The 13,382-nt window shown below is 55.5% G+C and carries 11 protein-coding genes; 8 read left to right on the top strand and 3 right to left on the bottom strand.

The window, feature by feature from the left end:
- Positions 1-3: 3 nt before the first annotated feature.
- The 4 genes from Q371_RS23535 (at position 4) to Q371_RS23520 (ending at position 4,505) form a co-directional block, all read left to right on the top strand.
- Complete coding sequence (locus Q371_RS23535; protein ID WP_034345595.1) at positions 4-801, top strand: PulJ/GspJ family protein; 798 nt, start codon at positions 4-6, stop codon at positions 799-801.
- Positions 802-926: 125 nt separating this feature from the next.
- Entirely contained in the window at positions 927-2,369 is a 1,443-nt protein-coding gene (locus Q371_RS23530; RefSeq protein ID WP_034345593.1) for a sigma 54-interacting transcriptional regulator, read from the top strand.
- Between the two features lie 72 nt (positions 2,370-2,441).
- Positions 2,442-3,212, top strand: coding sequence for a hypothetical protein (locus tag Q371_RS23525; RefSeq protein ID WP_034345590.1), 771 nt, complete (start codon positions 2,442-2,444; stop codon positions 3,210-3,212).
- Between the two features lie 87 nt (positions 3,213-3,299).
- Positions 3,300-4,505 carry a vWA domain-containing protein gene (locus tag Q371_RS23520; protein ID WP_034345588.1) on the top strand — a complete coding sequence of 402 codons (1,206 nt, stop codon included), beginning with the start codon at positions 3,300-3,302 and terminating at the stop codon, positions 4,503-4,505.
- A gap of 212 nt (positions 4,506-4,717) precedes the next feature.
- On the opposite strand, the gene Q371_RS23515 is transcribed toward Q371_RS23520, so the two are convergent.
- The 3 genes from Q371_RS23515 to Q371_RS23505 are packed head-to-tail and all read right to left on the bottom strand — an operon-like array spanning position 4,718 to position 7,918.
- Positions 4,718-5,866, bottom strand: a complete 1,149-nt coding sequence (locus Q371_RS23515; protein ID WP_051965160.1) for an alginate O-acetyltransferase — start codon at positions 5,864-5,866, stop codon at positions 4,718-4,720.
- A 9-nt stretch (positions 5,867-5,875) separates the two neighbouring features.
- Positions 5,876-7,291 (bottom strand): MBOAT family O-acyltransferase, encoded by a 1,416-nt coding sequence (locus Q371_RS23510; RefSeq protein ID WP_034345586.1) that lies wholly within the window; start codon positions 7,289-7,291, stop codon positions 5,876-5,878.
- A gap of 9 nt (positions 7,292-7,300) precedes the next feature.
- A complete protein-coding gene (locus tag Q371_RS23505; RefSeq protein WP_034345584.1) occupies positions 7,301-7,918 on the bottom strand; it encodes an alginate O-acetyltransferase AlgF in 618 nt (205 codons plus the stop codon).
- Positions 7,919-8,354: 436 nt separating this feature from the next.
- Here Q371_RS23505 and Q371_RS23500 point away from each other — a divergent pair, with 436 nt between their 5' ends.
- The 4 genes from Q371_RS23500 to Q371_RS23485 all read left to right on the top strand — a co-directional run bounded on the left by Q371_RS23500 (position 8,355) and on the right by Q371_RS23485 (position 13,166).
- Positions 8,355-9,884: an ABC transporter ATP-binding protein gene (locus Q371_RS23500; protein WP_034345582.1), complete on the top strand. Its 1,530-nt coding sequence runs from the start codon at positions 8,355-8,357 to the stop codon at positions 9,882-9,884.
- Positions 9,881-10,999: an ABC transporter permease gene (locus Q371_RS23495; RefSeq protein ID WP_034345580.1), complete on the top strand. Its 1,119-nt coding sequence runs from the start codon at positions 9,881-9,883 to the stop codon at positions 10,997-10,999. Before Q371_RS23500 ends, Q371_RS23495 begins: the two co-directional genes overlap by 4 nt.
- Entirely contained in the window at positions 10,989-11,912 is a 924-nt protein-coding gene (locus tag Q371_RS23490) for an ABC transporter permease (protein WP_034345577.1), read from the top strand. Before Q371_RS23495 ends, Q371_RS23490 begins: the two co-directional genes overlap by 11 nt.
- A gap of 111 nt (positions 11,913-12,023) precedes the next feature.
- The gene (locus Q371_RS23485) at positions 12,024-13,166 is read left to right on the top strand and encodes a BMP family ABC transporter substrate-binding protein (protein WP_034345576.1); all 1,143 of its coding nucleotides are present in this window, start codon (positions 12,024-12,026) and stop codon (positions 13,164-13,166) included.
- The last annotated feature ends 216 nt before the right edge of the window (positions 13,167-13,382 follow it).

Raw genomic sequence — 13,382 nt, 5'->3', positions numbered from 1 at the left:
CACATGATTCGGAACATACGGCAAGGTTTTACCCTGATTGAAACCCTGATTGCGATGGTGATGCTGGGTGTTTTGTTGACGGTTGTGGTCCAACTGTTCACTTCGCAAAACCAGGTGAACAACAGCATCATGGGGTATTCGGATCTCACTGCAGATGTTCGCATGTCCACGGTGCGCATGAACGAGTTGCTTTCCCAGGCCACGTACATTTACCCGGCCGGACAAACCATTGATTTGCCCGCGTCTGTGCAAGTGACCACTGGCAAAACAGCAGTGGCTTTTTTGCTGGCATCCAACACGCCATATTGTCCTTCTCCACCTGCGCTCAGAAAACGCTACTGTGCCGTGTTGTACAACATTGAGGCCCGCAGTGGATACACCAGCATTCTGGGAACCAATGCCAAAGTCAGCCCTTATGTCTTGACCGAAAGGGTTTACACCAGCCTCGACTGGCCCCAGTCTGGAACAGGTCTGACCCCCTCCAAAAACTGGTCTGCACTGACCCTCATGAACAACACTGTGGGCCTGGTTGCAGATGCTGTAGACAATGCAGCAACCGATCTGGGAAGCACACCGGTGGTGGCCGCTCGCAAGAGCAATTACGACAGCAATCTGGCTGTTGGGGTGGCTTCAAACACTGCCAATGCTTTGATTCAGGCGGTCCGTGTCAAGTTGGTTCTGAAGCTTTTGCCAAACCGTATTGCCACCAGAGAGTTCAGTGTGCTTGCCCAGCCCATCCCCAGACAGGGCCCTCTGGACAACTGTCCTGTCCCCCCTGCCACCGCGCCCAACTGTCCCTGAAATGGGTTCAACTTCAAGTTTCTGGCCCGAGACCCCTCGGGCTTTTTTGTGGCCTGCTTCACCCTGTCCGGCCATCCGCAGCTTTTTTTCACAGTTCTGCTGTGGGCAAAGTGTTAGGGTAAGGCATGCTGCAACCTCACACGCTCGGGGAACTTCTGGAACTTCCGCAGTACGCTGGACGCAAGCCTTTTGACCACAAGACCGAAAGCATCAAAGATGAGGTTCGCAGGAACCTGATTGGGAAGCTGCGCAACCGGGAAAAGCTGTTTCCGGGCATTGAAGGTTTTGACGACTCGGTGATCCCGCAGGTGACGGGAGCCCTCCTCAGCAAGCAGAATTTCATCTTGCTGGGCCTTCGTGGACAGGCCAAAAGCCGCATCCTCAGGCAAATCACCACCTTGCTGGACGAGTACATCCCCATCATCGATGGCATCGACATGCCAGACGATCCCCTCAACCCCATTGGTGCAGAAGGCAAAGCTTTGCTGCAATCCCACGGTCTGGACCTGCCCATCCGCTGGTGGCACAGGGATGACCGTTATGTGGAAAAACTGGCCACCCCTGATGTGACCGTCGCCGACCTGATTGGCGATGTGGACCCCATCAAAGCCGCCCGACTGGGCACCTCTCTGGGAGATGTGCGCAGCATGCACTTTGGCCTGTTGCCCAGAGCCAACCGCGCCATCTTTGCCGTCAACGAACTGGCCGACCTGTCTCCCAAGGTGCAGGTGGCGCTTTTCAACATCCTGCAAGAAGGGGACGTGCAGATCAAAGGCTACCCGATCCGTTTGCTTCTGGATGTGATGCTGGTGTTCTCGGCCAACCCCGAGGATTACACTGCCCGTGGCAAGATCGTGACTCCTCTCAAAGACCGCATTGGTTCGGAAATCCGCACCCACTATCCGAAAACCGTTGAAGAAGGCATGACCATCACCCGCAACGAGTCTTACACCCCCTCTGGCGTGACCCTGCCCACCTTCATTCAGGAACTGATTGAAGAAATTGCCTTTCAAGCCCGTGAAGACAACCGCGTGGACAAGCTCTCCGGGGTGTCCCAGCGTTTGCCCATCAGCCTGACCGAACTGGTGGCTGCCAGCACCGAACGCCGTTCCTTGTTACACGGGGATGCCCCTGTGGCCCGGGTGACTGACGTGTATCAGGCCCTTCCTGCCATCACTGGCAAGCTGGAGCTGGAATACGAAGGTGAACTCAAAGGTGCGGACACTGTGGCCAAAGAGATCATCCGCAAAGCTGCAGGTCAGGTGTTTGCCCGCCGGGTGCGTGCCGACACCACCGATCTTGAACAGTGGTTTGAAAAAGGTGGCGTGTTCAAAGTCCCTCAGGCCGGAGATGAAGTGGGAGCCCTGCGCGGCATGAAAAACCTGCCCGGACTGCTGCCTCTGGCCGGACAACTCTCGGAAGGGGCCAACGATGCCCACCGCCTGAGTGCTGCCGAATTTGTCCTCGAAGGGCTTTACGGCCGCAAAAAACTGGCCCGAGCCGAAGAATCTTACACCGCACCAGAGCCTGAACAGCCCCGCTTTAAAGGTGGCGGTCGCTGGAACTGAATTGAATGTGTTTTGGGGAGGCCTCTGGCCTCCTTTTTTTGCCTCGTCAATTTGTTTAAAATCAAAAATACCATGTCAGATTCTGCTTTGAAGAGATTTCACGAGAGGCATCAGCAAGTGTTGCAAGACACCTCAAAAGCATTGCTGGACGCTGGAATTGCCCGAATTTATTTTGGCCTGAATTTCTACAACGATGAAGGCGATGCAGCCGATTACGCGGTCATAGAGTACACCGATGGTCGCACCGAAACCCTGTCCCACTGGCATCCTTTGCTGGACATGGATGTGTTTGTGGAAGTGCCTTACTGCAATGCTTACGTCTTTGATGCTCAGGATGCCTCGGTCAAAGAGGACCTTCAGGGGGGCCTGATTGATGTGGCAGAGGGAGACTCCCGTGCCTACCACACCCCAGAGCAGCGTGAGGAATGGGAACTCCTTGCAGAGGAAATGCCAGACGAAATCGACATCGAAGCCCAGATGTGGGAGTACAACATGAGGCTTCAATATGGCTTGGAGGCTCTGGCAGAACGGCTGACCTCCAGAGGGGTTGCACGGATGTATTTTGGTGTGGACGCCATCGATGGAACCTATCCCATGAGCGATTACGCAGTACTGCACCATAAGGATGGACGTATTGAAACGCTGGGTGCCCTGCCTGATTTTGTGGATGAAAGCGTGTTTTCGGACCTGCCTCAGTATGGTGCTTTTGTGTTTGATGCCCAGCAAAAGCAGGTTTCTGAAGACCTCGAAGGCAGCTTTGTGTTCAGTGATCAGGGATGGGCCAGAGCCTACCACACCCCCGAACGCAAAGCGCAGTTGGAGGCCTTGCTCGAAGAGGCGTAAAAGCACTTCAGGGATGCGCGGCAAATCCCACTCCCCCTACTGTTTGCAAATCCAAAACCACGTACCATCAAGACACACGGGGGACCCATGAAGCAAACGCGCTACAGCAAGTACGAATCCGAACTGGAATCTCTGGACTCCAGTGAGCTGATGCAGATGATTCAGGAAGCCCTGCTTGGAGCCGACATGAACGACCGGTTTGACCCGGATCCCAATGCCCGCCCGAGCATGGATGACCTCTTTGACGCCATTCTGGAAGCACTGGTCAACCGGGATCTGGTGCCCGAACAGATGCTCCGCGAAGCCCTGGAATCCGAAGACCTGCGCCAGAGCCGTCTGGGCCAAGAGGTCCAGCGCCTGATGAACCAGTTGGTGCAAGACGGATTCATCCGCAAGGAATTTGAAGACGGTCAGGGCGGAGGTGCCGGTGAAGGAGGAGAATCCCGCTTCGAACTCACCAACAAAGCCATTGATTTTCTGGGTTACAAAAGCCTGCGTGACCTGATGGGCGGCATGGGCCGTTCCAGCGCAGGCAGCCACGACACCCGCGACTATGCCTCTGGCGTTGAACAAACCGGCGAACTGAAAAGCTACGAATTTGGTGACACCCTCAACTTGGACACCACCGAAACCCTCAAAAATGTGGTTCACAAGGGCTTCTCTGAAATGCAGGAGAGCGATCTGGTGGTCCGCCAGTCCGAATATTTCTCCAGTGCAGCCACAGTGGTTTTGCTGGACTGTTCCCACAGCATGATCCTGTACGGAGAAGACCGCTTCACTCCCGCCAAGCAGGTGGCTCTGGCTCTGGCGCACCTGATTCGGACCCAGTACCCCGGAGATACGGTCAAGTTTGTGCTGTTCCACGACAGCGCTGAAGTGGTTTCGATTTCTCAATTGGCACAGGCCCAGATCGGTCCTTACCATACCAACACTGCTGAAGGTTTGAAGGTGGCCCAGCAACTCCTCAAACGTGAAAACAAGGACATGAAGCAGATCGTGATGATCACGGACGGCAAACCCAGTGCCCTGACCCTGCCCGATGGTCGCATTTACAAAAATGCTTATGGTCTGGACCCTTACGTGCTCGGGACCACCCTGCGCGAAGTGGCCAATTGCCGCAGACAGGGCATCCAGATCAACACCTTCATGCTGGCACAGGACAGCGATCTGATTTCCTTTGTCCGACGCATCACCGAGATGACCAAAGGCAAAGCCTACTTCACCACCCCGTACAACATTGGTCAGTACGTGCTGATGGACTTCATGAAGAACAAAACCAAAGTGGTGAATTGAAGAAGCGGTCAGCGATCAGCAGTCAGCGATCAGCAGTCAGCGAAAAACCCACACAGAGGCTTTTGCTCTCGAAAAAGCAAGACCAAAAGGCAAAGTCTCTTCAGATTTTTCAATCTCAATGGGTCAGCAAGAAAACCTTCCTTCTTGCTGACCGCTGATGGCTGAAAACTGATGGCTCTTGGAGTTTACATCGCCCGAACAGCGACTTTGAGTTACTTGCCGAGGTCGTACTTGACCGGAATGAAACGCTCGGGGATTTCCCAGACCACCACTTTGGCAGGGGTGTCCTTGAAAGCGGAAGAATTCAGGTAATCCCGCATGGGAATCAGTGGCCCTTTGCCTTCCAGAGCCATGTTGAGCACATCCACCTGTAAGGCTTGCTTTAAAGCACCCTCAAAGTGGAATTTTTCCATGAAGCTGTAACTGGTTCCGACCAGAGCAATCGGGATGCTTTCGTCTCCGCCCAGAAGGCTTTCAGAAGCGTCCTCTGGGGCATCACCCAGCAGGGCAGAAGAATCTGATGCAGCCTGCTCCGTGACCTTTTCGGTGAAACGGTCGGGTTGAGGACCACGGTCCTGAAAAGATCCGAGGGGAATGTACTTCAGCAGGTCTCCAGAGTGCTGGATCTCCTCACCGTCACGGGTTTCGAAGGCGGTGCTGGGGAGGTCCAGATTCAGGCTGTCCAGTTGCGTTTTGAGGGCCTGTGCGACCACCTCTGCACCGTAAGGGGTCCAGTGGGTGTCGGTGTGCAGGAAGACCTCTCCAGAAGCTTTGCTTTGCTGCAAGGGGGTCAGCAGGTCAGGGGTCTGGATGCCTGCTTTGAGAAGGGCATCACGGAAAGATGCGTAACGGTTCTGGGTGTACTCGGGCAGGGGGTAACGCCCGAGGTGATCCTCGTAGACTCTGGCTTTGGCTGGAATCAGGGCCACCACCAATTGGCTGCCTTGCGCTGCCAGTTGGTCCCGGACCTGCCCGATGTATTTCAGTTTGCTGGCGGTTTCGGTGGCTTCGTCTTTGAAGAACTGGAATTCTTCAGTGGTGAAGAGCCAGTTGTTTTTGCCGATCAGCACACCGGGTCTGCCGTTCTCGAAGGCAAGGTATTCCATGGCCCCCCAGGTGTTGATCCCGGTCTGTCGCCACGGCAACCCTTTGTTGAAGCCTTTTTCGTAGGCCAGTGCCCACTCGCCAGTGATCACATCTTTGTCTTTGGGAAAATCATGGGTGCTCTTGGCGGTCAGGGCAAACACCGCTCCGGCCACCAGAAACACCAGCATGAAGATGCCCGGTACCACTTGCAGGGAAGGATGGCTGTGCTGGGTGCTCTGGGCGACGGATTCATTGTTTTTGACGTCTTGAATCATCACATCACCTCAGAATTGGAAGTACAGGAAGGGCGAGTAGTCCTGAGCAGCCAGACGGAGTGCTGCCAGCATGAACAGGGGAATGACCACCAGGGTCACTCCGGTCACACGCATCACCCCACCGAATTCCAGTTTGGTCTGGCGGTCCATCCACCATGGACCCACAAAAATCAGAATCAGGCCGATCAGCATGGTGACCAGTTGCAAGCCCGTGACCTGATAGGCCAGAGCGTCACTGAGCATGAAACCGTTCAGGCCGAACATGCCTGCATACACTTCGAAGGCGCTTCCCACGTTGTGTGCACGGAACAGCACCCAGCCGATCATGACCAGAATGAAGGTGCCGGGAATGGTCAGGATGGGGGGGAGGGGCTTCCAGAGCTTTTTGCTGCCCATGTAGCGTTCCAGCGCCAGAATCCCACCGTGCCAGACGCCCCACAGCACAAAAGTCCAGTTGGAGCCGTGCCAGAGACCCCCGAGCACCATGGTGATGAACAAATTGAAGTAGGTTCTCAGGACCCCTTTGCGGTTTCCGCCCAGAGAGATGTACAGGTATTCACGGAGCCATGAACTCAGGCTGATGTGCCACCTGCGCCAGAATTCGGTGATGCTGCGGGAGATGTAAGGATGGTTGAAGTTCTCGGGGAACTTGAAGCCGATCATCAGGGCCAGACCAATGGCCATGTCGCTGTAACCGCTGAAATCAAAGTAGATTTGCAGGGTGTAGGCCAGCACTCCCAGCCATGCATCTGCTGCGGTGGGGTTGGGCAGGGCAAACATGGCATCTGCCAGAGGGGAGATGCTGTCTGCGATCAGCACCTTTTTGCAGAAACCCACCATGAAACGCAAAGCCCCCTGAGAGAACTTCTCGAAGGTGTGGGTGCGGCTGCGGAATTGCTCGGCGAGCAGGTGGTAACGCAAAACCGGGCCAGCAATCAGGTGTGGGAACAGGGCAATGAAGGCTGCGAAGTCAATCAGGTTGCGGGTGGGCTGGGCTTCTTTGCGGTATATGTCCACCAGATAACTGATCGCGTGAAAAATGAAGAAGGACAGACCGATGGGCAGCAGGATGGGCGTCCATTCCAGCGGCACCCCTCCGAAAGCAGAGAGCATGGCATTGAAGCTGTCCACACCAAAGTTGGCATACTTGAAGTATCCCAGAGCCAACAGGTTCAAAACGATGCCCACTGTGACCAGCAACTTGGCCTGTCTGGCATCTCTGGCTTTCTCAATGCCCAAGGCAAACCCGTAACTGACCACCGTGATGGCAATCAGCAAATACAGGAAGTCCCATCGCCACCAACCATAAAAGGCATAACTGGCCACCAGAATGAGCAAAGACTTGAGGCGGGTTGGTGTCAGGTAATACAGCACCAGAAAGATGGGCAGAAACAGACACAGGAAGATGTAAGAGCTGAAGATCATCTTCAGCCCTTATTTGGTGGAGGTGGTGGACTGCACCCAGACAGCTTTGTAAGTGCCTTTGCTGCCGGTCACAAACACACTGTAGGCTGCACCACGTTCCAGTTGGGTTTCTTTGAAGGCTTGCAGGATGTCACTGCCATTCACGACGCTCAGGGCCACTTTGATGCCGTTCACGGCCTGGGATTTGCTTTTGCCGATTTCCACATCTTTGAAGACGGTGGCTTTGCCATCTGCGGTTTTGAGGCCCACGTTTTTGCTGTCGGTCAGGTTGTAAAGGGTGATCAGGGCTTTGGCACGGTTGGTGTTGCTCTCGTCTTCCATGACCTGAACTTTTCCGCCTTGCAAAAGCAGGGTGTAATACTTGCCAGCACTGAAACTGAGGCTCTGGGAGGCTTTGTTCACCAGAACGTTTTGTTTGCCATCAGGAATGATCAGGTAAGCACTGGCAGACAGGGTGTTCAGTTTGCCGTAATTTTTCTTTTCAACAGTCAGTTCGGTGCTGCTGGCATCCAGATTGAAAGCCCGCACGTAAGCACTGTTGGCAGGAGGAGCGGGATCGTAAAGTGCTTCTTGCGCATGAACCTGAGAGATCGAAAGAGACAGAACCAACCAGAGGAGCTTTTTCATGAGTCAAGTATAGTATATGGACCAATTGTTCAGCTTTTGTGGTTGTATGTGGATTACCTTTTTGAAAAACCAGACTTGTACAGAACAAAGTGAATTTGAAAACCCATATTGTATGCACCAATGTCATTTCAGAATGTTCTGTGCGGTGTTGCTCACCAAAGCGATGGGAACGTTTACGCTTGACATCTTGCCTTCATGGTTGTTCATGCCCGGTTGACAAGCCTTCTGGCCTCTGGTTAGACTTGCGCTGAGTCCAATCAGGTGAGAGTGGACTCACGTCAAGCCCGAAGCCAGTCCAGGTTCTTTTTTGGACCCCAAAATTGGCCCAGAGGTTCCACGGAATCCGTCGCGTGAGATGGATTGAAAGGAAAGAGATGCAAGGCACAACCGGGTTGAAAAGCCCAGAGCCCGTCATGGACCCCTTGAGGCCCTCCTGATGCGGTCAAACACTGCGGTTTCCACACAGCAGATTGTCCTCAGCCACATCACCAAAATTTTCCCTGGCGTAATCGCTAACGATGACGTGACCCTGACCCTCAATGTGGGCGAGGTGCACGCCATTCTGGGTGAAAACGGTGCAGGCAAAACCAGTCTGATGAACGTCCTGTACGGCATCTACCATCCCGACAAAGGGGAAATCCTGATGGATGGTCAGCCGGTCAAAATCGACTCTCCCAGAGATGCCATTCGCCTCGGGGTGGGTCTGGTGCCCCAACACCCCATGCTGGTGCGGGCACACACCGTTGAAGAAAACATTGCCCTGTCTCAGGTCACCCACAAAGGGGCCTCGTTCTGGAACCCCATTCCGGGCATCCGCAAAAGGATTGTGGAGCTTTCCGAGCGTTACGGCTTGAAAGTGGACCCTAAAGCCCCGGTCTGGCAACTTTCCGCCGGAGAACAGCAAAGGGTTGAAATCCTGAAAGTGCTCTTGCAGGGTGCACGTTTCCTGATTCTGGACGAGCCCACCAGCGTGCTCACCCCTCAGGAGGTGCAGGAACTGTTTGCAGTTTTGAAACGCATGCGGCAGGACCACGGCATGGTGATCATCACCCACAAACTGGATGAGGTGCTGGACATCAGCGACCAGATCACCGTGCTTCGCAAAGGCAAAGTGACAGGCAATGCCAAAAACGAAAACCTCAAAAAGACCGACCTCGCCCGCATGATGATCGGTGAGGAGTTGCAAGAAACCCGCGTCACCGGACACCCCCACCTGAAAGGGGAGATGATCCACCTTTCTGATGCGTGGACCCTGTCAGACCGCGGAACCCCGGCCCTCAAAGGGGTGACCCTCAGCGTGCAAGGCGGGGAAATCCTCGGGGTGGCGGGCGTGGCAGGCAACGGGCAACTGGAACTCATCGAGGTGCTTACAGGCCTGCGTCCCCTGTCCAAAGGCCACATCAAAGTCAAAGGCAAGGACATGAAAGGGCAGGGTGCAGAAGCTTTTTTCCGCTCTGGCATTTCCCACGTCCCTGAAGACCGCAACCATTACGGCATCGTGCCCAACCTGACCGTGGAAGAAAACCTGATCCTCAGGGCCATGGACCAGAGCCCACATTCCAGAGGCGGCGTCATGAATTTCGCAGCCATCCGGGAGCATGCCCTGCAAAACATCCAGAAGTACGACATCCGCACCCCCACCCCGGACACCCGCGCAAGGCTTCTGAGTGGTGGAAACGTGCAAAAACTGATTCTGGCCCGTGAACTGGAAAGCAACCCGGATGTGCTGGTTGCAGCCCACCCCACCTACGGCCTTGACATTGGAGCCACCACACAGGTGCACCAACTGCTGCTGGAAAAACGGGCACAGGGCATGGGCATCGTGCTGGTCAGCGAAGACCTCGATGAACTGATGAACCTCTCAGACCGCATTGTGGTGATTTTTGCAGGGACCTTCACCGGAACCCTGACCCGTGCAGCATTCCAGCGTGAAAAACTCGGTCTGATGATGGCAGGTGAAGCATGAAAACCTTTGCTGGCTTTGTCCTGCAAGAAAGAAAAGCCCCCAGCAACCGCTGGACCCTTGTGCTCTCGCTTTTCAGCATCCTGCTGGCTCTGGTGCTGCTGGGTGTGGTGTTCTCCCTTTATGGCCTGAATCCCCTGAAAGCTTACCAGACGGTGTTTCAGGGCACCCTGACCGACTGGTCGGGCTTCTCTGCGGTCTTGCAGCGCACCATTCCTTTGCTCCTGATCGGGGTGGGACTGGTGCTGGCGTTCCGCACCCTGTTTTTCAACATCGGGGCAGAAGGTCAACTGTTGATGGGGGCCACGGCAGCCGCTGGGGTGGGCTTGTTTGTGCCAATGCCAGATGCCATCACCCTGCCAGTCATGCTGCTGGTTGGATTTCTGGCTGGTGCTGCATGGGCGTTCATTCCGGCCCTGCTGAAACTCCGGTTGCAAATCAATGAAGTGATCACCACCCTGATGCTCAACTACGTGGCGATCAATCTGGTGAATTACCTGATTCAGGGACCGTGGAAAGGCAAAACCGCTTTCGGTTACGCTTACACCGATCCCATCAAAGAAGCCGCGTGGATGCCCACCCTGCCCGGCACCAACCTGCACTGGGGCACCCTGATCATTGCGGTCGTGTTTGCAGTGGTGACCGCATGGATTCTGGGACGCACCACAGAAGGCTTCAAAATGCGCATTCTGGGGGAAAGTTCCTCGGTGGCCAAATACCTCGGGATGAACACCCTGAAAACCACCCTCTTGGTGATGCTGATTTCCGGTGGAGCTGCAGGACTAGCCGGGGTTGGCGAAGTGGCAGGCATCCACCACAAACTGCTGGACCCTTTGCAGCTTTCTCTGGGTTACGGCTACACCGCCATCATCGTGGCATGGCTGGCCAGAGGAAATCCCCTCGGGGTCCTGATCACTGCGCCGTTCTTCGGCCTGATTTTTGCGGCTGGAGATGTCATGAAAGTGACCCTGCAAATGCCTTTTCAGATTGTGGACGTGTTCAACGGCATCTTGCTGTTCCTTTTGATTGCCACTGAACCCCTCTTGAGATACAAACTGGTGCGGGCTGCACCTGCCCCCCTTCCACAAACCGCCAAGGAGTCTGGCAATGGAAGATAACTGGCTGATTGGCATTGTGAGCCGTGCTCTGGCCTTCGGAACCCCCCTGCTCTGGGCTGCCCTTGGAGAAACCTACACCGAACGTGCAGGTGTGGTGAACCTCGGGATGGAAGGCATGATGCTGGTGGGTGCCCTCACCGGATTCGCAGTCACGCACAGCACCGGAAACCCTGCGCTGGGCATTCTGGCTGCAGGCATCGCCGGAGCCCTCTTCAGTGCCCTGCATGCCCTCATGACCGTCACCTTGCGGGCCAACCAGTACGTTTCCGGGCTGGCCCTGACCATTCTGGGCACCGGAGCCACCGGATTGCTCGGGAAACCTTTTGAAGGTCAGCCTCTGCTGGACACCCTCGAAAACATCAGCGTTCCGGTCCTGAAGGACATCCCCTTCATTGGTCCGATGCTGTTCACCGACCAGAGCCTCCTGACCTACATCGGCATTGGGGTGGGCGTGGTTTTGTGGATGCTGCTTTACAAAAGCAGACTCGGGATCATGCTCCGCTCTGCTGGAGAAAACCCCAAAGCTGTGGATGCCCAGGGCCTCAACGTCACCCTGATCCGCTACGCTGCCGTGATTTTTGGCGGTTTCATGGCCGGAATTGCCGGAGGCTTCTTCTCGGTGGCTTACCGCCCGTCATGGACGCAAGGGACCACCGGAGGGGTCGGCTGGATTGCCCTCGCCATCGTGATTTTCGGACGCTGGAACCCCCTCTACGTGATGCTCGGGTCGGTGTTCTTCGGCTCGCTTTACGTGCTGAGTTTCCGCCTGCAAGACAAAATCTCTCCCGAGTTCCTCAACATGATGCCGTACCTGTTCGTGATTGTGGTGCTCATCCTTACCGCTCTGGGCAAAAAAGGCACCGGAGGCGTGCCTGAAGCTCTGGGCACCCCTTACCGCCGTGGAGAACGTTGAAAGACCTGTCTGGTCTTTTGATGCCGTCGATCCCTCGTCCACCCTTAGACTTGCTTTAGAACGTCAGGCAGGTCGCATTCCCTCAGGCCCCCATTCCCAAGGAGGAAGGTTATGAAGAAAGCTGCTGCACTCGCCCTCACCGTTGCCCTGATCGGTTCCGCTCAGGCCGCAGACAAACTCAAAGTCGGCTGGATTTACATTGGCCCCGCCGGAGACTACGGCTGGACCTATGCCCACGACCAGGCCCGCAAAGAAGTGGAAAAAACCCTCGGCGTGGAAAACCTGATTGTGGAATCCGTTCCCGAAGCACAGGCTGTTCCCTACATCGACCAACTGGTCAAACAGGGTGCCAAAGTCATCTTCGCCACCAGCTTCGGTTATGGCCCCTCCGTCAAAGAAGCTGCCAAAAAGTACCCCGATGTGATTTTCGGCTGGGCCACCGGTGTGGAACGCGGACCCAACATCGCCAACTACATGGCCGACTTCTACCAGATTTACTACCTCAACGGCATGATCGCTGGAGCCCTCACCAAGACCAACAAAGTGGGCTACGTGGCCGCAGTGCCCATCCCCGAGGTGAAGCGCCACATCAACGCCTTCGCTCTGGGTGTGGCTGCCGTCAACCCCAAAGCCACCGTGAACGTGACCTGGCTCAAAGGCTTCTATGACCCCAACGGCGCCAAAGAAGCCACCGAAAGCATGATCGCTCAGGGTGTGGACGCCTTCGCCTTCACCGAAGACACCCCCACTGTTGCTCAGGTCGCCGACAAGAAAGGCCTCCCCAGCTTCGGACACTACAGCCCCATGCTGAAATACGCCCCCAAAACCATGGCCAGCGGCCAGCTGGTGGACTGGAGCGTCATCTACACCGACTTCCTCAAGAAAGTCCAGAAGGGCACCTACACCAGCAAGAACCTGCAAAACGTGGACTACTGGTACCTGCTTGGTGAAAAAGCCGTCAGCATGGGTGCAGACGAAAAAACCGTCATCAACCCGGTCTACAAATCCAAACTCCAGAGCGTCAAAGTCAAAACCGCCGACCTCGGGACCCTGAGTGTCTACGATCTGGTGATGAAGCGTCTGGCCCAGATGAGCAAAGTCAAGCCTGCCTTCGATCCCTTCACTGGCCCCATCGTGGCCCGCAACGGCAAAACCGTAGTTTCCAAAGGAAAAATCCTGTCCGTCAAGGAACTCACCACCATGGAATGGGCAGCCAAAAACGTGGTGGGCAGCTGGCCCAACGAGCCCAAGTAACCCCCTGCCTTTCGCTTTGCTTAAGGCTGTCCCCCTCACGAGGGGGACTTTTTGATGGGGTTGCCGAGGGCCCAGAGCCGAGGGCTAAGAAAGCTTTGGCGAATGCATTCAGGGCGCAGCACGCTGCGCCCCTACAGACGTTTCCCTTGACGATTTCTGCCGTGTGAAACATGATGCTCTCGGCTCTCGGCTCTCGGCTCTCGGCTCTCGGCTCTC

Origin of the sequence: Deinococcus misasensis DSM 22328 (genome assembly GCF_000745915.1) — a bacterium.
In the GTDB taxonomy this organism is placed as follows: domain Bacteria; phylum Deinococcota; class Deinococci; order Deinococcales; family Deinococcaceae; genus Deinococcus_C; species Deinococcus_C misasensis.
Note: the sequence above shows the minus strand (reverse complement) of the source record. Positions and strands in the feature narration are given on the sequence as shown.

What these genes read in the sequence shown, in the direction of transcription:
- Q371_RS23535 (WP_034345595.1), top strand. Translation starts at nt 4, where the DNA reads ATGATTCGGAACATACGGCAAGGTTTTACCCTGATTGAAACCCTGATT.
- Q371_RS23530 (WP_034345593.1), top strand. Translation starts at nt 927, where the DNA reads ATGCTGCAACCTCACACGCTCGGGGAACTTCTGGAACTTCCGCAGTAC.
- Q371_RS23525 (WP_034345590.1), top strand. Translation starts at nt 2,442, where the DNA reads ATGTCAGATTCTGCTTTGAAGAGATTTCACGAGAGGCATCAGCAAGTG.
- Q371_RS23520 (WP_034345588.1), top strand. Translation starts at nt 3,300, where the DNA reads ATGAAGCAAACGCGCTACAGCAAGTACGAATCCGAACTGGAATCTCTG.
- Q371_RS23515 (WP_051965160.1), bottom strand. Translation starts at nt 5,866, where the DNA reads ATGATTCAAGACGTCAAAAACAATGAATCCGTCGCCCAGAGCACCCAG.
- Q371_RS23510 (WP_034345586.1), bottom strand. Translation starts at nt 7,291, where the DNA reads ATGATCTTCAGCTCTTACATCTTCCTGTGTCTGTTTCTGCCCATCTTT.
- Q371_RS23505 (WP_034345584.1), bottom strand. Translation starts at nt 7,918, where the DNA reads ATGAAAAAGCTCCTCTGGTTGGTTCTGTCTCTTTCGATCTCTCAGGTT.
- Q371_RS23500 (WP_034345582.1), top strand. Translation starts at nt 8,355, where the DNA reads ATGCGGTCAAACACTGCGGTTTCCACACAGCAGATTGTCCTCAGCCAC.
- Q371_RS23495 (WP_034345580.1), top strand. Translation starts at nt 9,881, where the DNA reads ATGAAAACCTTTGCTGGCTTTGTCCTGCAAGAAAGAAAAGCCCCCAGC.
- Q371_RS23490 (WP_034345577.1), top strand. Translation starts at nt 10,989, where the DNA reads ATGGAAGATAACTGGCTGATTGGCATTGTGAGCCGTGCTCTGGCCTTC.
- Q371_RS23485 (WP_034345576.1), top strand. Translation starts at nt 12,024, where the DNA reads ATGAAGAAAGCTGCTGCACTCGCCCTCACCGTTGCCCTGATCGGTTCC.